Source organism: Haloparvum alkalitolerans, from assembly GCF_055381565.1.
Genome location: NZ_AP043938.1, coordinates 1,126,690 through 1,145,724, shown reverse-complemented (window position 1 = coordinate 1,145,724; position 19,035 = coordinate 1,126,690). Strand labels below are relative to the sequence as shown.

At 68.9% G+C, this 19,035-nt stretch carries 15 protein-coding genes, 1 tRNA gene and 1 rRNA gene; 7 read left to right on the top strand and 10 right to left on the bottom strand.

Going from position 1 to position 19,035, the window contains the following annotated elements:
• Positions 1-72 precede the first annotated feature (72 nt).
• Positions 73-144, bottom strand: a tRNA-Ala gene (locus ACZ432_RS08095).
• Positions 145-271: 127 nt separating this feature from the next.
• Positions 272-1,743: ribosomal RNA gene (locus ACZ432_RS08090) — 16S ribosomal RNA — on the bottom strand.
• A gap of 439 nt (positions 1,744-2,182) precedes the next feature.
• Between ACZ432_RS08090 and ACZ432_RS08085 the strand changes: the two genes are divergently transcribed.
• Complete coding sequence (locus ACZ432_RS08085; protein ID WP_426964668.1) at positions 2,183-2,524, top strand: helix-turn-helix domain-containing protein; 342 nt, start codon at positions 2,183-2,185, stop codon at positions 2,522-2,524.
• 1 nt (position 2,525) lies between these two features.
• On the opposite strand, the gene ACZ432_RS08080 is transcribed toward ACZ432_RS08085, so the two are convergent.
• Positions 2,526-3,251, bottom strand: a complete 726-nt coding sequence (locus ACZ432_RS08080; RefSeq protein ID WP_426964669.1) for an RAD55 family ATPase — start codon at positions 3,249-3,251, stop codon at positions 2,526-2,528.
• A 99-nt stretch (positions 3,252-3,350) separates the two neighbouring features.
• Positions 3,351-4,772 carry a DHH family phosphoesterase gene (locus ACZ432_RS08075; RefSeq protein WP_426964670.1) on the bottom strand — a complete coding sequence of 474 codons (1,422 nt, stop codon included), beginning with the start codon at positions 4,770-4,772 and terminating at the stop codon, positions 3,351-3,353.
• A gap of 144 nt (positions 4,773-4,916) precedes the next feature.
• Here ACZ432_RS08075 and ACZ432_RS08070 point away from each other — a divergent pair, with 144 nt between their 5' ends.
• Both ACZ432_RS08070 and metX read left to right on the top strand, forming a co-directional pair.
• Complete coding sequence (locus tag ACZ432_RS08070) at positions 4,917-6,206, top strand: O-acetylhomoserine aminocarboxypropyltransferase/cysteine synthase family protein (RefSeq protein WP_426964671.1); 1,290 nt, start codon at positions 4,917-4,919, stop codon at positions 6,204-6,206.
• Entirely contained in the window at positions 6,203-7,549 is a 1,347-nt protein-coding gene (gene metX, locus ACZ432_RS08065) for a homoserine O-acetyltransferase MetX (RefSeq protein ID WP_426964672.1), read from the top strand. Before ACZ432_RS08070 ends, metX begins: the two co-directional genes overlap by 4 nt.
• 525 nt (positions 7,550-8,074) lie before the next feature.
• On the opposite strand, the gene mdh is transcribed toward metX, so the two are convergent.
• Both mdh and ACZ432_RS08055 read right to left on the bottom strand, forming a co-directional pair.
• Positions 8,075-8,989, bottom strand: a complete 915-nt coding sequence (gene mdh / locus ACZ432_RS08060) for a malate dehydrogenase (protein ID WP_426964673.1) — start codon at positions 8,987-8,989, stop codon at positions 8,075-8,077.
• A gap of 148 nt (positions 8,990-9,137) precedes the next feature.
• On the bottom strand, positions 9,138-10,430 hold the full coding sequence (locus ACZ432_RS08055; RefSeq protein ID WP_426964674.1) for an O-acetylhomoserine aminocarboxypropyltransferase/cysteine synthase family protein: 1,293 nt from the start codon (positions 10,428-10,430) through the stop codon (positions 9,138-9,140).
• 169 nt (positions 10,431-10,599) lie between these two features.
• Here ACZ432_RS08055 and ACZ432_RS08050 point away from each other — a divergent pair, with 169 nt between their 5' ends.
• On the top strand, positions 10,600-11,718 hold the full coding sequence (locus ACZ432_RS08050; protein WP_426964675.1) for a 60S ribosomal export protein NMD3: 1,119 nt from the start codon (positions 10,600-10,602) through the stop codon (positions 11,716-11,718).
• 104 nt (positions 11,719-11,822) lie between these two features.
• Here ACZ432_RS08050 and ACZ432_RS08045 read toward each other — a convergent pair whose 3' ends face one another.
• Complete coding sequence (locus ACZ432_RS08045) at positions 11,823-12,017, bottom strand: UPF0175 family protein (protein WP_426964676.1); 195 nt, start codon at positions 12,015-12,017, stop codon at positions 11,823-11,825.
• Positions 12,018-12,463: 446 nt separating this feature from the next.
• Between ACZ432_RS08045 and ACZ432_RS08040 the strand changes: the two genes are divergently transcribed.
• Positions 12,464-13,591, top strand: a complete 1,128-nt coding sequence (locus tag ACZ432_RS08040; RefSeq protein WP_426964677.1) for an ORC1-type DNA replication protein — start codon at positions 12,464-12,466, stop codon at positions 13,589-13,591.
• A 78-nt stretch (positions 13,592-13,669) separates the two neighbouring features.
• Complete coding sequence (rpiA, locus tag ACZ432_RS08035; protein WP_426964678.1) at positions 13,670-14,488, top strand: ribose 5-phosphate isomerase A; 819 nt, start codon at positions 13,670-13,672, stop codon at positions 14,486-14,488.
• A gap of 240 nt (positions 14,489-14,728) precedes the next feature.
• Here rpiA and ACZ432_RS08030 read toward each other — a convergent pair whose 3' ends face one another.
• On the bottom strand, positions 14,729-15,028 hold the full coding sequence (locus ACZ432_RS08030) for a DUF6432 family protein (RefSeq protein WP_426964679.1): 300 nt from the start codon (positions 15,026-15,028) through the stop codon (positions 14,729-14,731).
• A gap of 270 nt (positions 15,029-15,298) precedes the next feature.
• Here ACZ432_RS08030 and ACZ432_RS08025 point away from each other — a divergent pair, with 270 nt between their 5' ends.
• The gene (locus ACZ432_RS08025) at positions 15,299-15,739 is read left to right on the top strand and encodes a DUF5790 family protein (RefSeq protein ID WP_426964680.1); all 441 of its coding nucleotides are present in this window, start codon (positions 15,299-15,301) and stop codon (positions 15,737-15,739) included.
• A gap of 15 nt (positions 15,740-15,754) precedes the next feature.
• On the opposite strand, the gene ACZ432_RS08020 is transcribed toward ACZ432_RS08025, so the two are convergent.
• Both ACZ432_RS08020 and ACZ432_RS08015 read right to left on the bottom strand, forming a co-directional pair.
• Positions 15,755-16,501, bottom strand: coding sequence for a creatininase family protein (locus tag ACZ432_RS08020; RefSeq protein ID WP_426964681.1), 747 nt, complete (start codon positions 16,499-16,501; stop codon positions 15,755-15,757).
• 524 nt (positions 16,502-17,025) lie between these two features.
• Complete coding sequence (locus ACZ432_RS08015) at positions 17,026-18,963, bottom strand: ABC transporter ATP-binding protein (RefSeq protein ID WP_426964682.1); 1,938 nt, start codon at positions 18,961-18,963, stop codon at positions 17,026-17,028.
• Positions 18,964-19,035: the final 72 nt, after the last annotated feature.

The following is a 19,035-nucleotide window of genomic DNA, read 5'->3' as shown; positions in this document are numbered from 1 at the left end:
GCATCGGTCGTCGTCTACTCCAACCCACCGCCGTCCCACACTTAAGGGGCGCGGTTCGGTCGGAGCCTGACATGGACTCACTGGGATTCGAACCCAGGGCATCCTCCTTGCAAAGGAGGCACTCTCCCACTGAGCTATGAGCCCAACCCGCCTGCGCGGGTACTGCTGTCTGCAACGTGAGCCAACGACGTTCCAAAGTGCCCGCTCTCGCGAGTGACCGAACACGACACCATATGAGTGAAAGGTGAGGGCCTGAGGCCCTCGGGTCAGTAGGAGGTGATCCAGCCGCAGATTCCCCTACGGCTACCTTGTTACGACTTAAGCCCCCTTGCGAAGCCCAGATTCGACTCCCTCTCGGGAGCCTCATCCGGACCTCACTCGGGTGCTTTGACGGGCGGTGTGTGCAAGGAGCAGGGACGTATTCACCGCGCGCTTCTGACACGCGATTACTACCGAATCCAGCTTCATGTGGACGAGTTTCAGTCCACAATCCGAACTACGACCGAGTTTCTGAGATTACCGTCCCCTCTCGGGGTTGGAACCCTCTGTCTCGGCCATTGTAGCCCGCGTGTTGCCCAGCACATTCGGGGCATACTGACCTACCGTTGCCCGTTCCTTCCTCCGCTTTAGCAGCGGCGGTCTCCCTACTGTCCCCAACCATCTCGCGATGTTGCTGGCAAGTAAGGATGCGGGTCTCGCTCGTTGCCTGACTTAACAGGACGCCTCACGGTACGAGCTGACGGCGGCCATGCACCTCCTCTCTGAAGCTCGGATAAGGTCATCAACCTGATCGTCATTACTACAGTCGATGCTGGTGAGATGTCCGGCGTTGAGTCCAATTAAACCGCAGGCTCCTCCGGTTGTAGTGCTCCCCCGCCAATTCCTTTAAGTTTCATCCTTGCGGACGTACTTCCCAGGCGGCCTGTTTAGCGGCTTCCCTACGGCACAACACCCACTCGTAGTGGGAGTCACACCTAACAGGCATCGTTTACGGCTAGGACTACCCGGGTATCTAATCCGGTTCGAGACCCTAGCTTTCGTCCCTCACTGTCGGATCCGTCCTCGTGACGTGGTTTCCCCATCGGCGGTCCGTCCAGGATTACAGGATTTCACTCCTACCCCGGACGTACCCGTCACGCCTTCCGGTCCCAAGCTCTTCAGTTTCCGCCGGACGCCTCCCCGTTGAGCGGGGAGATTTCCCGACGGACTTGAAAAGCCAGCTACGGACGCTTTAGGCCCAATAAGATCGGCCATCACTCGAGCTGCCGGTATTACCGCGGCGGCTGGCACCGGTCTTGCCCAGCTCTTATTCGTACACCTCCCTACGGTGTACAAAAGCGTAGGCTCTATGCCTACGCACTCGGGGTCCCCTTATCGCACTGTCGTGCAGTGTAAAGGTTTCGCGCCTGCTGCGCCCCGTAGGGCCCGGAATCTTGTCTCAGATTCCGTCTCCGGGTTCTTGCTCTCACAACCCGTACCGATTATCGGCACGGTGGGCCGTTACCCCACCGTCTACCTAATCGGCCGCAGCCACATCCTTCGGCGCCGGAGCGTTTCTGTCCGTCCCACATTCCAGTTGGGACGGCGTATGGAGTATTAGCCTCAGTTTCCCGAGGTTATCTTCCTCCGAAGGGTAGTTTGGCCACGTGTTACGGAGCTATATGCCACGAGTCTGAACTCGTGCAACTAGCATGGCTAAATCGGACCCCGATAGCAATGGCCTCCGGCAGGATCAACCGGAATGGTTCCTTCACACCTGGTTCCCGGTGTGAAGGGGGTATGGCGGATTGAACCAGTTAGACTGGTTCGCACCATTGCATGGTCCGTGTTCGGGTCACACGCGAAAGCGGGTGACACCGAACGTCGTTGGCTCACATCAGATCCCGTCTTACGGCGGACCGCAGGGACGGGGTCCTCATCTCTTCGGATCTAACAGTATCGCCGGGTTTCTATTAAACCCGTCGAACGAGTTCCGCTGAGGCACGGGGTCACACGCCGCATCGTCGGGGGGACCTCGCGGACGCGGACCGGGAACGAAAGCGGCGGGCAGCGTCCGCGGCCGTCGAGCGGCCGACTCCGCCTCCGCAGTATCAGCCCCGATATCGGCGGACGGCCGATTTCGCCGGGGAATCGGGGTATCCAGTATACTTTTGGCGAGGGGAATCAAAGTAGATATTCACGAATGGAGGGGGAGGAGCTGATCTCGATCCTCGGGAACAAGTACAACACGGAGATTCTGAGCGCCGCCGGCGAGCCCAAGTCCGCCAAGGAGTTCAGCGAGCAGCTCGACGTCCCCATCGCGACGTGCTACCGGCGCATCGACGAGTTGGAAGAGGCCGAACTGCTGGAGCTTCACGACCGAACGCTCTCGGAGGACCGCCGGCGTGTGAAGGTGTATCGGCGATGCGTCGACGAGATCGACCTGGACTTCCGGAGCGGACTGACCGTCGAGGTGACCGAACGGACCACGGTCAAAGACCGGCTTGACGACGTGTGGCGGCAGCTCTCTTCGGAGTCGGACTGAGTCAGAGTGAATCCTCGGACCGCCCCATCATCGAGAAGCCGCCGGCGCGGTCGTGGACCGTGATCCCCCCGTCGCCGATCTCCATCGGGAAGATGTCCGTGTCGATGGCCTGTTTCCGCATCTTCGCCACCCAGACGTATCGGTTGACCCCGGAGTCGGTGGGCGTCTGAATGAAGTAGATGTTGCCGTCCGTGAGGAAGTTCTCCAGCCCGACTTCGGTGTCCGGGAAGACGGCGCCCTGCTCGTTTATCAGCAGCGAGGTGAGGCCGTTCGACTTGAGGATGTCCGAGAACTTCAGCAGGGAGGTCCGTTGCTCGCGTTCGCTCTCGAAGAACAGCTGAAACATCGACAGCGAGTCGAGGACGAGGCGGTCGAAGGAGCCGTCCGCGACCGTCTCCAGCAGCTTGTCGACCGCCTCCGAGAAATCCTCCTCACGGAGCATCTCGCGTTTGTCGTGGATCACGATCTCCCCCGCGTCCACGAGGTCGGAGAAGTCGTCGAACCCGACGGACGCGGCCGCTTCCTCGATGTCCGAAGCGTTCTCCTCGAAGGAGACGTAGACGCCGCGTTCGTCGTGTTCGGTCGCGCCCGCGTGGAGATACTGTATTCCGAAGATGCTCTTTCCGGTGCCCGGGTTCCCGGAGACGAGCACCGTCGAGCGTTTCGTGATGCCGCCGTTGAGGATCGCGTCCAGCCCGTCGACCCCCGTCGAGACGAGTTCACTCATTCGGTCTCACCTGTGGGGGCGACGTACATAAGCCCATGCCGCGCCGGCCCTGGCGACGGTTCGGTCCCGGTCTTCGGCGGGACGGACCGGCCGTCGTCCTCAGCCGAGTTGCTCGCCCACCAGCTCGTCGGCGGCGGTGAGGAAGCCGCGGCGCTCGCCGGTCGGGATGGTCGCGCCCGCGGCCACGTCGTGGCCGCCGCCGTCGCCGCCGACGGACCGGCTGGCCTCCCGCATCACCGCCGAGAGGTCGAGGCCCTGGCGAACGAGTCGGTGGGAGCCGCGGGCGGAGACCTTCAGCTCCTCGTCGTTCTTCTCCGCGAACGCCACGATGGGCTTGGAGCTATCGACGGCCGGCGACCCCACGGCCATGCCGGCGACGATGCCGACGATCGTCTCGCGGATGCGGGTGCCGGCGTCGAACCACTGGAGGTGGTCCTCGTGCGTGACGCCCTCCGTCTTCACCCACTGGAGCCCCTCGGAGAGGTTCCGGCGGTGGTTCCGGAGGAGGCTCCGGGCCTCCGCGAGCGCGTCGTCGCGATCGCCCAGACACACCGCAAGCCCCACGTCGCCCCGCTCGTAGCGGGCGGTGGCGTTGAGCAGCGTCGAGAACTCGCTCACGTCGCGGAGCTCGGTGCCGCGCTCCTCAGCGACCAGCGTGTAGGAGGTGCCGACGAGGTCGTTGACGCGGTCGGCGGGGACGCCCGACGAGACCGCGCGCTGCATCAGCGCGGAGACGAGGGTGCGCCGCTCCTCGTCGTCTAAGTCCACCCACCGCCGCCAGTCGCCCCCCTGCTTCAACTGCAGGTCGAGGCCGGAGAGGAAGGAGATAGCGCCCGCCTCGTCGTTGGAGACCCCCGGGATCCCAGCGTCGGTGGCGTACTCCAGCAGCTTCGGGAGCGGGCGAGTCTGGCGGCCGTACAGCGCGAGGTCGGTTCGCGTCTCGAGCACGCCGGCCTCGACGGCCTCGGCGACGATCCCTTCGTTGGCGCCGGTGAGGCCGTCGTCGCCGTCCTGCATGTCGCCGACCGCGCCGACGACGGCGAGCGCGGCGAGGTCGCGGTTGTCGCCGCCGTCGGGTTCGAGCGCGCGGGCGAGCACGTAGCTCGCGCCCGCGCCGGACAACTCCGAGGAGCCGTCGAGGCCGACCAGCAGCGGGTTGAGGTGGAACTCGGTCGCGGCGTCGGCCGGCTGGTGGTGGTCGGCGATGACGGGGGTGAAGTCGCCGGCCGCCTCGTGGGCGGCGATGACGTCGAGCTGTCCCGACCCGAAGTCGGTGAACAGCACGGTGTCGTAGTCGCGGGCGGCGATCCCCGCGATAGAGGCCTCGTCGAGCTGCTTCTCGAAGACGACCTCGTGGTCGATCCCGGCCCGGGCGAGCGCGGTCGTGGCGACCGCGGCGCTCGTGATCCCGTCCGCGTCGATGTGGGAGGCGAGCAGCACGCGGTCGGCCTCGCGGAGCCGATCCGCGCAGGCGGCCGCGTCGGCGGCGAGTTCGGGAACCGGGGGACCGGCGACGGACATGAGCGGCAGTAGGCGCGTCACCGGGGATAAACCCACGCTTCGGCGGAGGCGAGCCGGCGCGGCCGACCGCGTTCCGTCACCGCGGGCGGCAGGCGTTGCCGTAACTGACGGTTATAGACGTGTGGAGATATATGCGTACTACACATGACCAGAGGGTTCAGGACCCGGAGCCTCCACGCCGGGACCGATCCGGATCCGTCCACGGGCGCGCGAGCGACGCCGATTCATCAGACGACGTCGTTCGTCTTCGAGGACGCGGACACGACCGCGGAGATGTACGCGCTGCGCGCGGACGGCCACATCTACTCGCGGCTCTCGAACCCCACCGTGGGGGCGCTGGAGGACCGGCTGACGGACCTGGAGGGCGGGTCGGGCGCGGTCGCGACGGGGTCCGGGATGGCGGCCATCGACGCCATCACGACGGTACTCGCCCGCGCGGGCGACAACGTGGTCGCCAGCTCGGAGATGTACGGCGGCACCTCGGCGTACCTCACCTCGATCGCGAGCCGGCGCGGCGTGGAGGCCCGGCTCGTCGACACCCTCGACTACGACGCCTACGAGGCGGCGATCGACGAGGACACCGCCTACGTCCACGTCGAGACGATCGCCAACCCCTCGCTCGTCACGCCGGACTTCGAGCGCCTCGCCGACATCGCCCACGACCACGCGGTCCCGCTGGTGGTCGACAACACGTTCGCGACCCCCTACCTCTGCCGGCCGGTCGAGCACGGCGCGGACGTCGTCTGGGAGTCGACGACCAAGTGGATCACGGGCAACGGAACGACCGTCGGCGGGGTCGTCGTGGACGGCGGGACCTTCCCGTGGGACCACCCCGAGGCCGACTACGACGAGCTGTCGGGCCAGTCGCCCGCGTTCCCCATCGACTTCACGGAGCAGTTCGGCGACGCCGCCTTCGCGAACGTCGCCCGGCAGCGCGGCGTGCGTCCCACGGGCGGCCAGCAGTCGCCGTTCGACGCGTGGCAGACGATCCAGGGGCTCAACACGCTCCCCCTGCGGATGGACCGCCACTGCGAGAACGCCCGGGAAGTCGCCGAGTTCCTGCGTTCGGACGACCGCGTCGACTGGGTCACCTACCCCGGGTTCGAGGACCACCCCACCCACGAGAACGCGAGCCGGTACCTGGAGGGCTACGGCGGCATGGTCACCTTCGGCGTCGACGCCGGCTACGAAGCGGCCAAGACGCTGTGCGAGTCGGTCGAGCTGACGAGCTTCCTCGCGAACGTCGGCGACGCGAAGACGCTGATCATCCACCCCGCCTCCACGACCCACGCGCAGATGACCGAGGAGGAGCAGGTCGCCGCCGGCGTCTACCCCGACATGCTCCGGCTCTCCGTGGGCATCGAGGACCCCGAGGACGTGATCGCCGACCTCGACGCGGGGCTCGCGGCCGGGGAGGAACGGCCGGAGACATGAGCGCCCCGCACGCGGATCGCGGCGTCGCGGCGCTCGGCGAGTTCGAGTTCGCCTGCGGGCAGTCGGTGCCGAACCTGCGGGTCGCCTACGAGACCTACGGCGAGTTCACCGGCGACAACGCAGTGTTGGTCTGCCACGCCCTCACCGGGTCGCAGAACGTCGCACGTACGCCGAGCGCGGCCGGGCGCGGAGCGGACGAGGACGCGGACGCTGCGAACGGCACCGCGAGCGAAGACGGCGACGGCAAGGCCGGACAGGCCCGCGCGTGGTGGGACGACGTGGTCGGCCCGGGCAAGGCCATCGACACGACCGAGTACTACGTGGTCTGTGCGAACGTCCCGGGCTCCTGTTACGGCTCCTCCGGCCCAGCCAGCGAGCGCCCCGCGGACCTGGACCTGGGCGACGACGAGCCGGACCACGACCGGTGGGGGGCGCGGTTCCCGCCGGTGCAGGTCGAGGACTGGGCGCGCGCGCAGCGGGAACTGCTCGACCACCTCGGCGTCGGCCGCCTGCACGCGGTCGTCGGCGGGAGCGTCGGCGGGATGAACGCCTTGGAGTGGGCCAAGCGCTACCCGGACGACGCCGACTATGTGGTGGCGCTGGCGGCCGCGGCCCGGCTCGACCCGCAGTCGCTCGCGCTGGAAGCCATCGCGCGCCGCGCCATCCGCGCGGACGACGCCTGGAACGGCGGCGACTACTACGGCGACGACCGGCCCGACCCGGACGACGGCCTCGCCATCGCCAGACAGATCGGTCACGTGATGTACCTCTCGAAGGCCTCGATGGCGCGGAAGTTCGGCCGGCGGTCCGCGGGCCGGGACTCCCTCTCGCGGGAGGAGGGCGGCCTGGGGCTCCCCGAGAACCCGGCCGCGACGTTCTTCCCTTACCGCGAACTGGAGTCGTACCTCGACTACAACGCGGCGGGGTTCGTGGAGCGCTTCGACGCGAACAGCTACCTCTACCTCACCAGAGCGATGGACGAGTACGACCTCGCGGCGGGGTACGGCTCCGACGCGGACGCGCTGGCCGCCTTCGAGGGCGAGGCCCTCCTGGTCTCCTTCACCGGCGACTGGCACTTCACCGTCGGCCAGAGCGCCGAGGTCGCGGACGCCTTCCGCGCCTCCGAGGTCCCGGTCGCGCACCACGTGGTCGACTCGGACCACGGCCACGACGCGTTCCTCGTCGAGCCGGAGTCCGTCGGTCCCCCGGTCGCGGACTTCCTCGAGGAGGGCGTCGAGGGGCGGTCCGTGACCGATGCCGCGGAAGCCGACGAGCCGGCCGACGCGACGGAGGAGAACCCCCACGCGCCGGTCCACTCCAGCCTGTTCGGCAGTCCGGACTGACCTGTTCGAGAAAAATCCCCCCCCCCCCCGGCTGTCCCACGTCCGGCGCGCGCCGCGGCGACCGCGGAGCGTGTCGCCGCGACTGCGCGAGGGAGGGGCGGGCGCGGCCGCGATGCCGTGCGGGGCTGTGCGGTCCCGCGGCCGCTCCCGGCCCGAGGTTGGGGAGGTGAGAGGCCACGCTTGCCTGACAGCCGGTGTGACGAATCACCGAACAGCCGGCCGCGACGACTTCTCGGACAGAAACCGCCCTGGCGTCTCCGGCGCGCTACTGCACGCCGGAGGCTCGCGAGACGCGGTTTGTCTCGCGGCGGACTGAAAGGGGGAGGCCGGTCGCGCCGAAGGGGAGTCGCTGCGTCGACCCCTATCCGCGCCGGGCTGTGTGGAGAGGCGCGGATATGTCGCGCAGCGACCGCGAGCGGCCGAGGGCTTTCTGAGCGTTACCGACGAGCGAAGCAGCACGCTCGATCACTCAAAAACCAGCGTACAGCGAGCGGTCAAGACGAAAAGCCGCGAACGGCGAACGGTCTACGCGATCTCGTCGTACTGCTCGGAGAGCTTCTCGGCCGCGTCGTCCATCAGGTCGCGCTCGTAGTCGTCCAGCTCCCACTCGACGACCTCCTCGATCCCGTTCGCGCCGAGCTTCGCCGGCACGCCGAAGGCGGTGTCCTCGTAGCCGTACTCGCCGTCGAGCACCACCGAGCAGGGGAGCACCTCACCGGTGTCGCGGACGATCGCCTCCACGGTGTGGGCGACGCCGGTCGCGGGCCCCCACTGCGTGGCGCCCTTGCGCTCGATGACGTCCATCGCGGACTCCTGGAGGTCGCCCAGGATCGCCTCGCGCTCGTCCGCGTCGAACGTCGGGTCGCGACCGTCGACGCGAACCTTCGAGAACATCGGCACCTGCGCGTCGCCGTGCTCGCCGAGGATCGTCGCCTCGACGTTCCTGACGGGCGCGTCGAAGCGCTCGGAGAGAACGTAGCGGAAGCGCGCGGAGTCGAGGCGGCCGCCGAACCCGACGACCTGGTGGCGGTCGCGGTCGCCCGCCTCGTAGAGGTGGCGGTTGAGCAGGTCGACGGGGTTCGAGGTCGTCACCGTCACGAAGTCGTCGTTGTACTCGGCGAGGCGAGCGCCGATGTCCTCCATGATCGGCGCGTTGTCGCCCGCGAGGTCGATCCGGGTCTGGCCCGGCTGGCGGGGGATGCCGGCCGTGATCACGACCACGTCCGAGCCGGCGGTGTCCGCGTACTCGCCCTGCCGGACGGTCGTGTTCGAGTCGTAGGCGACCCCGTGGTTCGCGTCCGCGGCCTGCCCGACCGTCGTCTCGCGCTGGTCGGGGATGTCCACGAGCACGAGCTCGTCCGCCACGTCCCGGAGCGCGAGGTTGTACGCGGTCGCTGCTCCCACCGTGCCGGCGGCGCCGACGACGCTCACTTTCGTCATGTGCGTGAGAGGTGGGGCGCCGGTAGTGTAACCGTTTCGCCGCCGCCGTCGAGCGCTTCCGCCGCCGTCGAGCGCTTCCGCCGCTGTCGCACGCTTCCGCCGCTGTCGCACGCTTCCGCCGCTGTCGCACGCTTCCGCCGTCGCGCAGTTACTCGGTCGCCGCCGCGATGGCCGCGTCGAGGTCCGCGAGGATGTCCTCCGGGTCCTCGATCCCGACCGAGAGCCGAACCATGTCGTCGGTGACGCCCGCGGCCTCGAGCTCCGCGTCGGTGAGCTGCTGGTGGGTCGTCGAGGCGGGGTGGATGATCAGCGTCTTCGCGTCCCCGACGTTCGCCAGCAGCGACGCGAGCTCCGCGTGCTCGACGGTCGCCTTCGCGGCGTCGTAGCCCGCCTCCAGCCCGAAGGTGATCATGCCGCCGTAGCCGCCCTCGAGGTACTCGCTCGCCGCCTCGTGGGTCTCGTGGTCGGAGAGGCCGGGGTAGTTCACCCACGAGACGTCCTCGTGGTCCGCGAGGAACTCCGCGACGATCGCCGCGTTCTCGCAGTGGCGGTCCATCCGCAGGGGAAGCGTGTTGAGCCCCTGGATCGTCTGCCACGCGTCGAACGGCGACTGCTGGTTCCCCAGGTCGCGGAGACCGCGGGCGACCGCGGCGTAGGTGAACGCGGCGTCGCCGAACCGCTCCGCGAAGTTGACGCCGTGGTAGGCCGGGTTCTCCGCGGCGATCTCCGGGTAGTCGTCGGCGTGTTCGGCCCAGGGGAACGAGCCGCCGTCGACGAGCACGCCGCCGATGGTGGTCCCGTTGCCCGTGATCCACTTCGTCGTCGACTCCCAGACGAGGTCCGCGCCGTGTTCGAGGGGGCGACAGAGCGCGGGCGTCGCGAACGTGTTGTCGACGAGCAGGGGAGCGCCGTGCTCGTGGGCCACCTCGGCGATCGCCTCGATGTCCGGCGTCACGAGGGCGGGGTTGCCGATCGTCTCCAGGTGGACGTAGGCGGTGTCCTCGTCGATGGCCTCCGCGTACGCCTCGACGTCGAGCGTGTCGACGAACCGCGTCGTGACCCCCCGGCGCTCGACGGAGTGGGTGAGGTAGGTGTAGGTCCCGCCGTACAGCGACGACGCGGAGACGATGTTGTCGCCCGCCGAGGCCAGGAGGAACGTCGCGAGGTTGAGCGCGGCCATCCCCGAACTCGTCGCGACCGCGCCGACCCCGCCCTCGAGCGAGGCGATCCGCTCCTCTAAGACGCTGTTCGTCGGGTTCATGATCCGCGAGTAGATGTTGCCCGGCTCCTCCAGCGCGAACAGCCGCGCCGCGTGGTCGGCGTCGTCGAACGCGTAGGAGGTCGTCTGGTGGATGGGCGTCGCCCGCGACCCGGTCGTCGGGTCGGGCTCGGCGCCGGCGTGCAGGCTGCGCGTCGCGAACCGCTGGCTGTCGTCTGCCATGTCTCCCGCATGGGTCGCACGGGTCCTAAAGGCGCGCTCGCCGCCATTCCCTGCCGGTGGCGCGGAGATCGCCGAACCGGTTCGGTCGCGACCGGAGGCGCCGGCGGCGACGGACCGCGGACCGGGCGTTCGGTCCGCTTAAACGCCTCACGCGCGTACGGAGGGATCAATGACCGAGTCCCGCGAGTTCTGTCCCCGCTGTGGCGACGCCGTTCCGGAGCGCGCGGAGCCGCTCCCCGGCGCGCCCCGCGAGCGGGACGCGAAGCTCTGTGACGACTGCTACTTCGACGACTTCGAACTTGTCGACGCCCCCGACCGGCTGGAGGTGCTGGTCTGTTCCGGCTGCGGCGCGGTCCACCGCGGCAACACGTGGGTCGACGTGGACGCCCGCGACTACACCGACGTGGCCGTCGAGGAGACCGCCGAGGCGCTCGGCGTCCACCTGAAGGCCCGCGAAGTGGAGTGGGGCGTCGAACCCGAGCAGGTCGACCAGAACAACATCCGGATGCACTGCCACTTCTCGGGGATCGTCCGCGGCGAGCTCCGCGAGGCGGACGTGACGGTCCCGGTGAAGATCTCGCGCGGCACCTGCGACCGCTGCGGGCGCATCGCCGGCGGCTACTACGCCGGGATCGTGCAGATCCGCGCGGACGAGCGCGAGCTCACCCCCGAGGAGCGCGCCGAGGCCGTCGAGATCGCGGAGTCGTACGTCGCCGACCAGGAGGGCGACGGCGACCGCGAGGCGTTCATCACGGAGATCAAGGAGACCGACGAGGGGCCGAACATCAAGGTCTCGACCAACCGCATCGGCCAGAACGTCGCCTCCCGGATCACCGACGCGCTCGGCGGGTCCTTCGAGTCGTACCCCACGCTCGTCACCGAGGACGGCGACGGAAACGAGGTGTACCGCGTCACGTTCGCGGTCCGGCTCCCGCGGTTCGCGCCCGGCGAGATCGTCGACCCGGACGACGGCGACGGCCCGGTGCTCGTCACCGGCGTCTCGGGACGACTGAAGGGTGTTCGGCTCGACTCCGGTGAGGCCTACGAGTCGGCCTTCGACGAGGGCGAGGCGCCCGAGGCCGACCGCCTGGGCGAGCACGCGGACGCCGAGGAGACGACCGTCGTGACCGTCGAAGACGAGAACGCGGTCCAAGTGCTCGACCCCGAGACCTACGAGGCGCGGACGGTCGCGAACCCCGAGTTCGTCGACGAGGACGCCGACACCGTGCGGGCGTTCAAAACGCGCGCCGGCGACCTCCACCTCGTCCCCGAGAACGCCGAAGAGTAGGTCGCCGACGCCGTCGCTGTCCGACGCGAAAGAGGAAAAACCGCCTACCGGCGCTCCGACCGATCCGGTCCTCCCAAAACCCCGATCGGGAGCGTCAGCGACGCTCAGTCCGCGCTCGCGGGCGAGGTGTCGCCGCCCAGCGCGCGGGCGCGCTCGGACTCGGCGACCTCGATGCCGTGCCGTTCGAGTTGCTCCACGAACTCCGCCTCCGAGAGGCCCGCCTGCGCGGCCGCCTGCGAGAGCGTCAGCGTTCGCGCCCCGTACAGCGTCATCGCGCTCGACAGCCCGTTGGATGCCATATCCACCGGTCGAGCGTGAGGGAACATGAAGGTTACTATCCCCTTGAGGGGGTTCAAACACCTATTACGATAATAGGTGACAGACAAGAACCGCGGACTCGTTGGCTCGGGTATAAGGTCGCGGCCGGGGGCACGACACAGGAGTTATGCGTCTCCTCGGCGGTAGGTGGCGCATGGACAGACAGCAGATCATCGCGCTGTTCTTCGCGTTCCTGATGGTCAGTTCGATGGTCGCGTGGGGCGTCTCGGTGCTGTAGCGGCGGGTCCCGCGACGGCGGCCGGTCGCGGACGGGCAAGAGTGCCCTCGCCACTCCCGCCGAATCGAGCGGCGTGATAGTGAAACCGGACTTCCCTCCCTCGCGCGATTCGCGGCGTCGATCGGCCAGTTTTACTTCCGCCCCGGGCCCGGGGAACGGTTAAGTGCGCGGCCGGACGTGGTGTAGGTGATGACCGGCGACCCCGACGACGGGATGCTCTCGTGGGACGAGTCCGTCTTCCGCGACGAGCACGTCTTCGAGATCGACTACATCCCGGAGACGTTCAAACACCGCGAGAGCCAGCTGGAGAGCCTCAAGTACGCGCTCCGGCCGGCCGTCCGCGGGTCGCGGCCGCTCAACACGATGGTCCGCGGGCCTCCCGGAACTGGGAAGACGACCGCCGTGCAGAAGCTGTTCGGCGAGTTGAGCGCCCAGACCGACGTGCGAACCGTCCGCGTCAACTGCCAGGTCGACTCGACGCGCTACGCCGTCTTCTCCCGCCTGTTCGAGAGCGTCTTCGACTACGAACCCCCCTCCTCGGGCATCTCCTTCAAGAAGCTGTTCGGGCAGATAACCGACCGCCTCGTGGAGGACGACGAGGTGCTCGTGGTGGCGCTCGACGACGTGAACTACCTGTTCTACGAGAACGAGGCCTCGGACACCCTCTACTCCCTGCTCCGCGCCCACGAGGCGCACTCGGGCGCCCGCATCGGCGTCATCGTCGTTTCCTCGGACCTCTCGCTCGACGTGATCGAGGAACTCGACTCCCGCGTGCAGTCGGTGTTCCGGCCCGAGGAGGTGTACTTCCCGGTGTACGACACGACCGAGATCTACGACATCCTCCGCGAGCGCGCCGACCGCGGCTTCCACGAGGGCGTCATCGACCGCCCCGAGCTGGAGCGCGTCGCGGAGCTCACCGGCGAGAGCGGCGACCTCCGGGTCGGGATCGACCTGCTCCGCCGGGCGGGGCTCAACGCGGAGATGCGCGCCTCCCGGACGGTCGCCGAGGAGGACGTCGAGGACGCCTACGAGAAGTCGAAGTTCGTCCACCTCTCGCGGTCGCTGCGGGGGCTCTCCGACTCCGAGCGCGCGCTCGTGGAGACGCTCGCGGAACACGACGGGAAGCGCGCCGGCGAGGTGTACGAGGCGTTCCACGAGGCGACGGACCTCGGCTACACGCGTTACTCCGAGATCATCAACAAGCTCGACCAGCTCGGCGTCATCGAGGCCGAGTACGCCGAGGTCGAGGGGCGCGGCCGGTCCCGCGAACTCTCCTTAGCGTACGACCCCGACGCCGTCCTCGACCGCCTGCGCTGAGTCGCCGCCGGCGGGGACCACCCGCCGCCCGCCGCTCGCCCGCCGCCCTTTTTGAACCCCGACGCCGTCCGCGGACGTATGAAGACCACCGGCGGCACCGAGGCACAGAAGCGCCGCGCGGGCGAGTCGGCCGCTGAGCAGGTGCGCGACGGGACCGTGGTCGGACTCGGCACCGGCTCGACGGCGGCCCACGCCATCCGCGCCATCGGCCGACAGGTCGACGCCGGCCTCGACGTGCGGGGCGTCCCGACCTCCTTCGCGGCCCGCGAGCTGGCGCGCGAGTGCGGAATCCCCCTGCTCGACCTGGACGAGGCGGTTGGCCCGGACGCGCCCGGCATCGACCTCGCCATCGACGGCGCCGATCAGGTGGCGTTCGGGGAGGGCGCCGAGGACGGTGCGGACAGTGACGACGAGAACGCCGGCGGCGAGGATGATGCGGACGGCGCCGATGACGACGCGAACGCCGCCGACGCCCCGGCGCTGATCAAGGGCGGCGGCGCGGCCCACGCTCGCGAAAAGTCGGTCGACGCCGCGGCCGACCGCCTGCTGATCGTCGCGGACCCCTCGAAGGTGACCGACGCGCTCGACCGGTCGGTCCCGGTGGAGGTGCTCCCGGCCGCGCGGACGACCGTCGCGACCGCGGTCCGGGCGGCGGGCGGCGAGCCGGCCCTTCGGACCGCCGAGCGCAAGGACGGCCCCGTGGTGACCGACAACGGCAACTTCGTGCTCGACTGCGAGTTCGGCACGATTTCGGCGCCCGACGACCTCGCGACGACGCTCGCCCGAACTCCCGGCGTCGTCGAACACGGCCTGTTCGTCGGCCTCGCGGACGAGGTCCACGTCGGCACCGACGAGGGCGGCGAGGTGCGGCGATACGCGCGATCGCGCGACCGATAGCGAGACGGGGTCCCGCGAGTCGATCAGCAGGTGTCCGGTCGTCGAGCGAGCGTGCTCCCGGGTTTGCGTCCATCACCCAGAAAGCCCCCGCCACCGGCGGGTTCTCAGCGGGATGTCCGCGCCTCTCCGGCGGACGAGACGACACGCCTCTCGCTGGCCTGAGGGTGAGGAGCGCAGCGAAGCCCGGCGCGGTCGAACCGGCTGGGGCCTTCTGGATGGCGCTGAGCAGCAGAGTCCGCGTTACAGTCCGAGTTTGCGGCGGAGCGACTCGAAAAATCCGGGGCCGTCGTCCTCGTTCGCGTCGGGGTCGGGCACCACGCGGTCGTGGGGGTAGATCCGGAGCCGTGAGTCGCCCTGCTCGACCGTGATCAGTCGGTCCTCCTTCAGCGCGCTCAGCGCCTCCTCGACCCGGTCGATGTCGGCGTCGACGGCGGCCCGGAGCTCGAACACCGTCATGCCCTCCTCACCGCGGTCGACCAGCGCGTCGAGGAGCGCGACCTCGACGTCCGGCCGGTCCCGGAATTCCGCCTTCGCAGCCATGGTCGGGGTATCGACGCGACGGGGTTTACGTGTACCGGCGAGAGCACGCGGCCGATACCTCGACCGCTCCCGGCCGGTCGCTGCGGCTGATCCACGACAGAACCCTCGGCCGGACCGCGGGTCGGAGCAGCCGAGGTCACCGACCGCGAGCGAAGCGAGGCGGAACTGGACGCCCCGCGGGCCGACTCCCACGTATCCGGGCCCCTACCGCCCGTTTTTACTTCCGATTTCGGGGTCGGCTTTAAACCCCCGCGGTACGACGTGCCACGCATGAGTCAGGCGACGTTCGACGACGACGACCTGTTCGGCGAGGCGGCCGCGGAGGTCCGCGACGAGGTGGAGGGCCACCTCGCGGAGGCCCGCGCGGAGCTCCCCGGCGCGGACGAGGTGTGGGAGACCGACGCGGACAACACGCTCGGCGTGCTCAACGGCCTGAAGTCCGCCCTCGACGTGGGCGACGCGGCCGAGCACGTCCGACAGGCCAAGAAGAGCTACGTCCTCGGCGAGCGCGCGGACGCCTTCGAGGACGCCGACGACCTCGGCGCCGAGATCGACGACCTCTCCGAGCTGATCGCCGACATCGAGGACGCCGCGGACGCGGTCGGCGAACTCGCGGGGACCGTCCCCGAACTCCGCGGGTCGCTGGCGGACGCCGCCGACGCCGCCGACGCTGCCGGCGAGGACGACGACGAGGACGAGTCGGACGACTGACGACAGCCCCCCGTTTCAGCTCCGCGACGACCGCTCGACGACCGCCGCCGCCAGCTCCGCGAGCGCCTCGCTCGCGAGGTCCAACAGCTCCTCGCCGCGCGCGGCGTCCCCCTCGCGCGGGTCGCCGACCGTGCCGTTCGCCGTGAACTCGTCGCTGTCGTGCGCGAGGTTGACCCCGGAGACCCACTCGCCCCAGCGGTCAGACCCGCCCGCGGCCGCGTCCGCGACGCGCTCCTCGCGCACGAGGTCGGGATGCGTCGCGCGCAGGAGCGCGGTCTCCAGCGGGCCGGCGTGGCCCATGTCGCTCCCGTGCTCGCCGACCGCCTCGAACCAAGTGAACGCGACCGCGTAGCCGGGGTGACCGTCGTCGCGCGAGAAGCGCCGCGCGACCTCGGCGAGCGCCTCGACGTTGCCGCCGTGACCGTTGACGAGCACGACGCGGTCGACGCCGTGGTGAACCAGCGACTCCGCGGTCTCGCGCACGTACGCGCGAAAGGTGTCCGGACTGACCCACAGCGTGCCGTCGAACGCGCGGTGTTCCTCGGCGACGCCGACCGCGACCGGCGGGGCGACGAGCGCCTCGCCGCGGTCCTGATCCGAAGAGAAGGCGTCCGCGGCCGCCTCCGCCACGGAGACGGCGTTCAGCGTGTCCGTCCCGAGCGGCGCGTGCGGGCCGTGCTGTTCGGTGCTGCCGACCGGGAGAAACGCCACGCCGACGTCGGCGTCGCGGGCGTCGGTCCAGGTCGCGTCCGCGAGGTTCATAGCGGCCCTGCGCGGGCCGGCGAGTTAAAAGGCGGCAGTCGAGAAGCGCTCGACGGAACGAACGGGAATTCGGTGTGACGACGGGTCCGGGGACCGCTGCGGTGGCGCGCGCGAGAAACGCGCGCGAGGGAGGCGGCGGCCGCGGTCGCGCTGCGGTGCGTTGCGGTCGCGCGACCGCGGCCGCGGCGAGGCTGGGGAGGTGCGAGGCTGCGGTTGCGGTGCGGGGCGGGGCGGGGCGGGACTGAAAGGGGCAGCCGGCTCGATCCCGCCCGGCCGACGTAAGCACTCGCGCCGGGTTGTGCGGAGAGGCGCGAGCGCGCAGCGAGGCCCGGCGCGGTCGAGCCGGCTGGGGCTTTCTGGACGTTGCTGTCCTAAGCAGCACGATCTGCAACAGAACCGTTTCTGTATGCGGGAGAGCCGGTTGGGGCTTTCTGGACGGTACTGTCCCGAGTAGCAGGATCAACAGCAAAAACCAAAAAAGCGCCGTACAGAGTGACGACAGTGACGTTCGAGGCAGTCGCGTATCAGTCGTCGTCCGTCTCCGCGTCGACCTCGGCGGTCCGCTTCGCGGCGCGCTCGATGAACTCCTCGGGGAGCTGGTCGATCTCGCCGGCCTGCACGCCCCAGAGGTGCGCGTAGAGGCCGTCCTCGTCGATCAGCTCGTCGTGGGTGCCGCGCTCGACGATCTCGCCGTCCTCCAACACGAGGATCGTGTCGGCGTCCTTGATCGTCGAGAGGCGGTGGGCGATGGCGAAGGTGGTGCGGTCCTCGGTGAGCCGGTCCAGCGAGCGCTGGATCAGCATCTCCGTCTCCGTGTCCACGTCGGAGGTCGCCTCGTCGAGCACGAGGATATCGGGGTCCTTCAGCACCGCGCGCGCGATGGTGATGCGCTGGCGCTGGCCGCCGGAGAGCTTCACGCCGCGCTCGCCGACCATCGTGTCGTAGCCGTCCGGCAGGTTCTGGATGAACTCGTGGGCCTCCGCGGCCTTGGCCGCCTCCACGACTGACTCGTGGTCCGCCTCGAAGCTCCCGTAGGTGATGTTCTCGCGGACGGTGCCGTAGAACAGGTACGACGACTGCCCCACGTAGCCGACCGCGCGCCGGAGCGAGGGGAGGGTCACGTCGCGGACGTCCTGTCCGTCGATGCGGACCGCGCCCTCGTCCACGTCGTACATCCGGAGCAGGAGCTTCAGGACCGTCGACTTGCCGGCGCCGGTGGGGCCGACGAGCGCGAGCGTCTCGCCGCCCGGGACGGTGAAGTCCACGTCCTCGATGATCGTCTCGTCGCCGTAGCCGAAGGTGACGTCGTCGTACTCGACCTCGCCCTCGGTGACCTCCAGTTCCGCGGCGTTGCGGTCCTGTTCGAGCTTCGAGGGCTCGTCCATCAGGCCGAAGATGCGCGCGGAGGAGGCGCGGGCGCGCTGGTACATGTTGATGATCTGTCCGAACTGCGCCATCGGCCAGATGAACCGCTGCGTGTAGAGGATGAAGACGACGAACATCCCCTCGGAGAGCTCGCCCGAGAACGGGCCGGGCGGCCCCTGGAACACCCACAGCCCGCCGACGATAAACGTGAGCACGAAGCCGATACCCGCGAGCACGCGGAGGCCGGGGAAGAACTTGATCCGCGTCTCGATGGCGTCCCAGTTCGCGTCGAAGTAGTCGAAGGAGACGTCGTCGACGCGGTCGGACTCGTACGCCTCGGTGTTCGAGGACTTGATCACCTGAATGCCGCCGAGGTTGTTCTCCAGCCGCGAGTTCATCTTGCCGACCGTCGAGCGCACCTCCGCGTACTTCGGCTGGATAATGCGGATGAACGCGTACGTGAACACGGCGATGATCGGGACGGGCAACAGCGCGACGAGCGCGAGCTGCCAGTTGATCCACACCAGCAGGACGCCGATGCCGAGCACCATCACCGACATCCGGAACAGGGAGTTCATCCCGTCGTTGAGGAACCGCTCCAGGCGGTTCACGTCGTTCGAGAGGATGGACATCATCTCCCCGGTCTGCTTGTCGGAGAAGAAGTCCATGTTGAGCCGCTGCATCTGGTCGTACGTGTCCGTCCGAACGTCGTGTTGGATGTTCTGTGCGAACGCGTTGAACCCCCAGTTCCGGAGCCAGTGGAACGCGGCCCCGAGCGCGAACGCGCCGGCCAACACCGCGATGGTGAACCAGAACTGGGCGGTCTGTCCGGTCGGCAGCCACGCGTCCGGGAGGAGCACGAGCGGGATCTGCTCGTCGAACGCGGCCTCGTTGCGAAAGATCGCGTCGATGGCGATGCCGAGCATCAGGGGCGGAAGGAGGTCGAGGAGCCGGGCGAAGACGCTCGCGAGGATCCCGACGCTCACGGGGAACGTGTAGTCGCGCCCGTAGGTGAGGAACAGCCGCTTCATGGGGTTCTCGATCTTGTCCCGCTGCTCCTCGAACGGGTCGTCCTTCTCCCAGTCGGGACTACTCATCGTGCCGTGGTTTCCCGTACCGATGAATGAACCTTTCCTTCGAACCGAAACGAAGCGGAACCGTTTGCCGAC

Coding starts and splice junctions, on each gene's coding strand:
- ACZ432_RS08085 (WP_426964668.1), top strand. CDS start 2,183: ATGGAGGGGGAGGAGCTGATCTCGATCCTCGGGAACAAGTACAACACG.
- ACZ432_RS08080 (WP_426964669.1), bottom strand. CDS start 3,251: ATGAGTGAACTCGTCTCGACGGGGGTCGACGGGCTGGACGCGATCCTC.
- ACZ432_RS08075 (WP_426964670.1), bottom strand. CDS start 4,772: ATGTCCGTCGCCGGTCCCCCGGTTCCCGAACTCGCCGCCGACGCGGCC.
- ACZ432_RS08070 (WP_426964671.1), top strand. CDS start 4,917: ATGACCAGAGGGTTCAGGACCCGGAGCCTCCACGCCGGGACCGATCCG.
- metX (WP_426964672.1), top strand. CDS start 6,203: ATGAGCGCCCCGCACGCGGATCGCGGCGTCGCGGCGCTCGGCGAGTTC.
- mdh (WP_426964673.1), bottom strand. CDS start 8,989: ATGACGAAAGTGAGCGTCGTCGGCGCCGCCGGCACGGTGGGAGCAGCG.
- ACZ432_RS08055 (WP_426964674.1), bottom strand. CDS start 10,430: ATGGCAGACGACAGCCAGCGGTTCGCGACGCGCAGCCTGCACGCCGGC.
- ACZ432_RS08050 (WP_426964675.1), top strand. CDS start 10,600: ATGACCGAGTCCCGCGAGTTCTGTCCCCGCTGTGGCGACGCCGTTCCG.
- ACZ432_RS08045 (WP_426964676.1), bottom strand. CDS start 12,017: ATGGCATCCAACGGGCTGTCGAGCGCGATGACGCTGTACGGGGCGCGA.
- ACZ432_RS08040 (WP_426964677.1), top strand. CDS start 12,464: ATGACCGGCGACCCCGACGACGGGATGCTCTCGTGGGACGAGTCCGTC.
- rpiA (WP_426964678.1), top strand. CDS start 13,670: ATGAAGACCACCGGCGGCACCGAGGCACAGAAGCGCCGCGCGGGCGAG.
- ACZ432_RS08030 (WP_426964679.1), bottom strand. CDS start 15,028: ATGGCTGCGAAGGCGGAATTCCGGGACCGGCCGGACGTCGAGGTCGCG.
- ACZ432_RS08025 (WP_426964680.1), top strand. CDS start 15,299: ATGAGTCAGGCGACGTTCGACGACGACGACCTGTTCGGCGAGGCGGCC.
- ACZ432_RS08020 (WP_426964681.1), bottom strand. CDS start 16,501: ATGAACCTCGCGGACGCGACCTGGACCGACGCCCGCGACGCCGACGTC.
- ACZ432_RS08015 (WP_426964682.1), bottom strand. CDS start 18,963: ATGAGTAGTCCCGACTGGGAGAAGGACGACCCGTTCGAGGAGCAGCGG.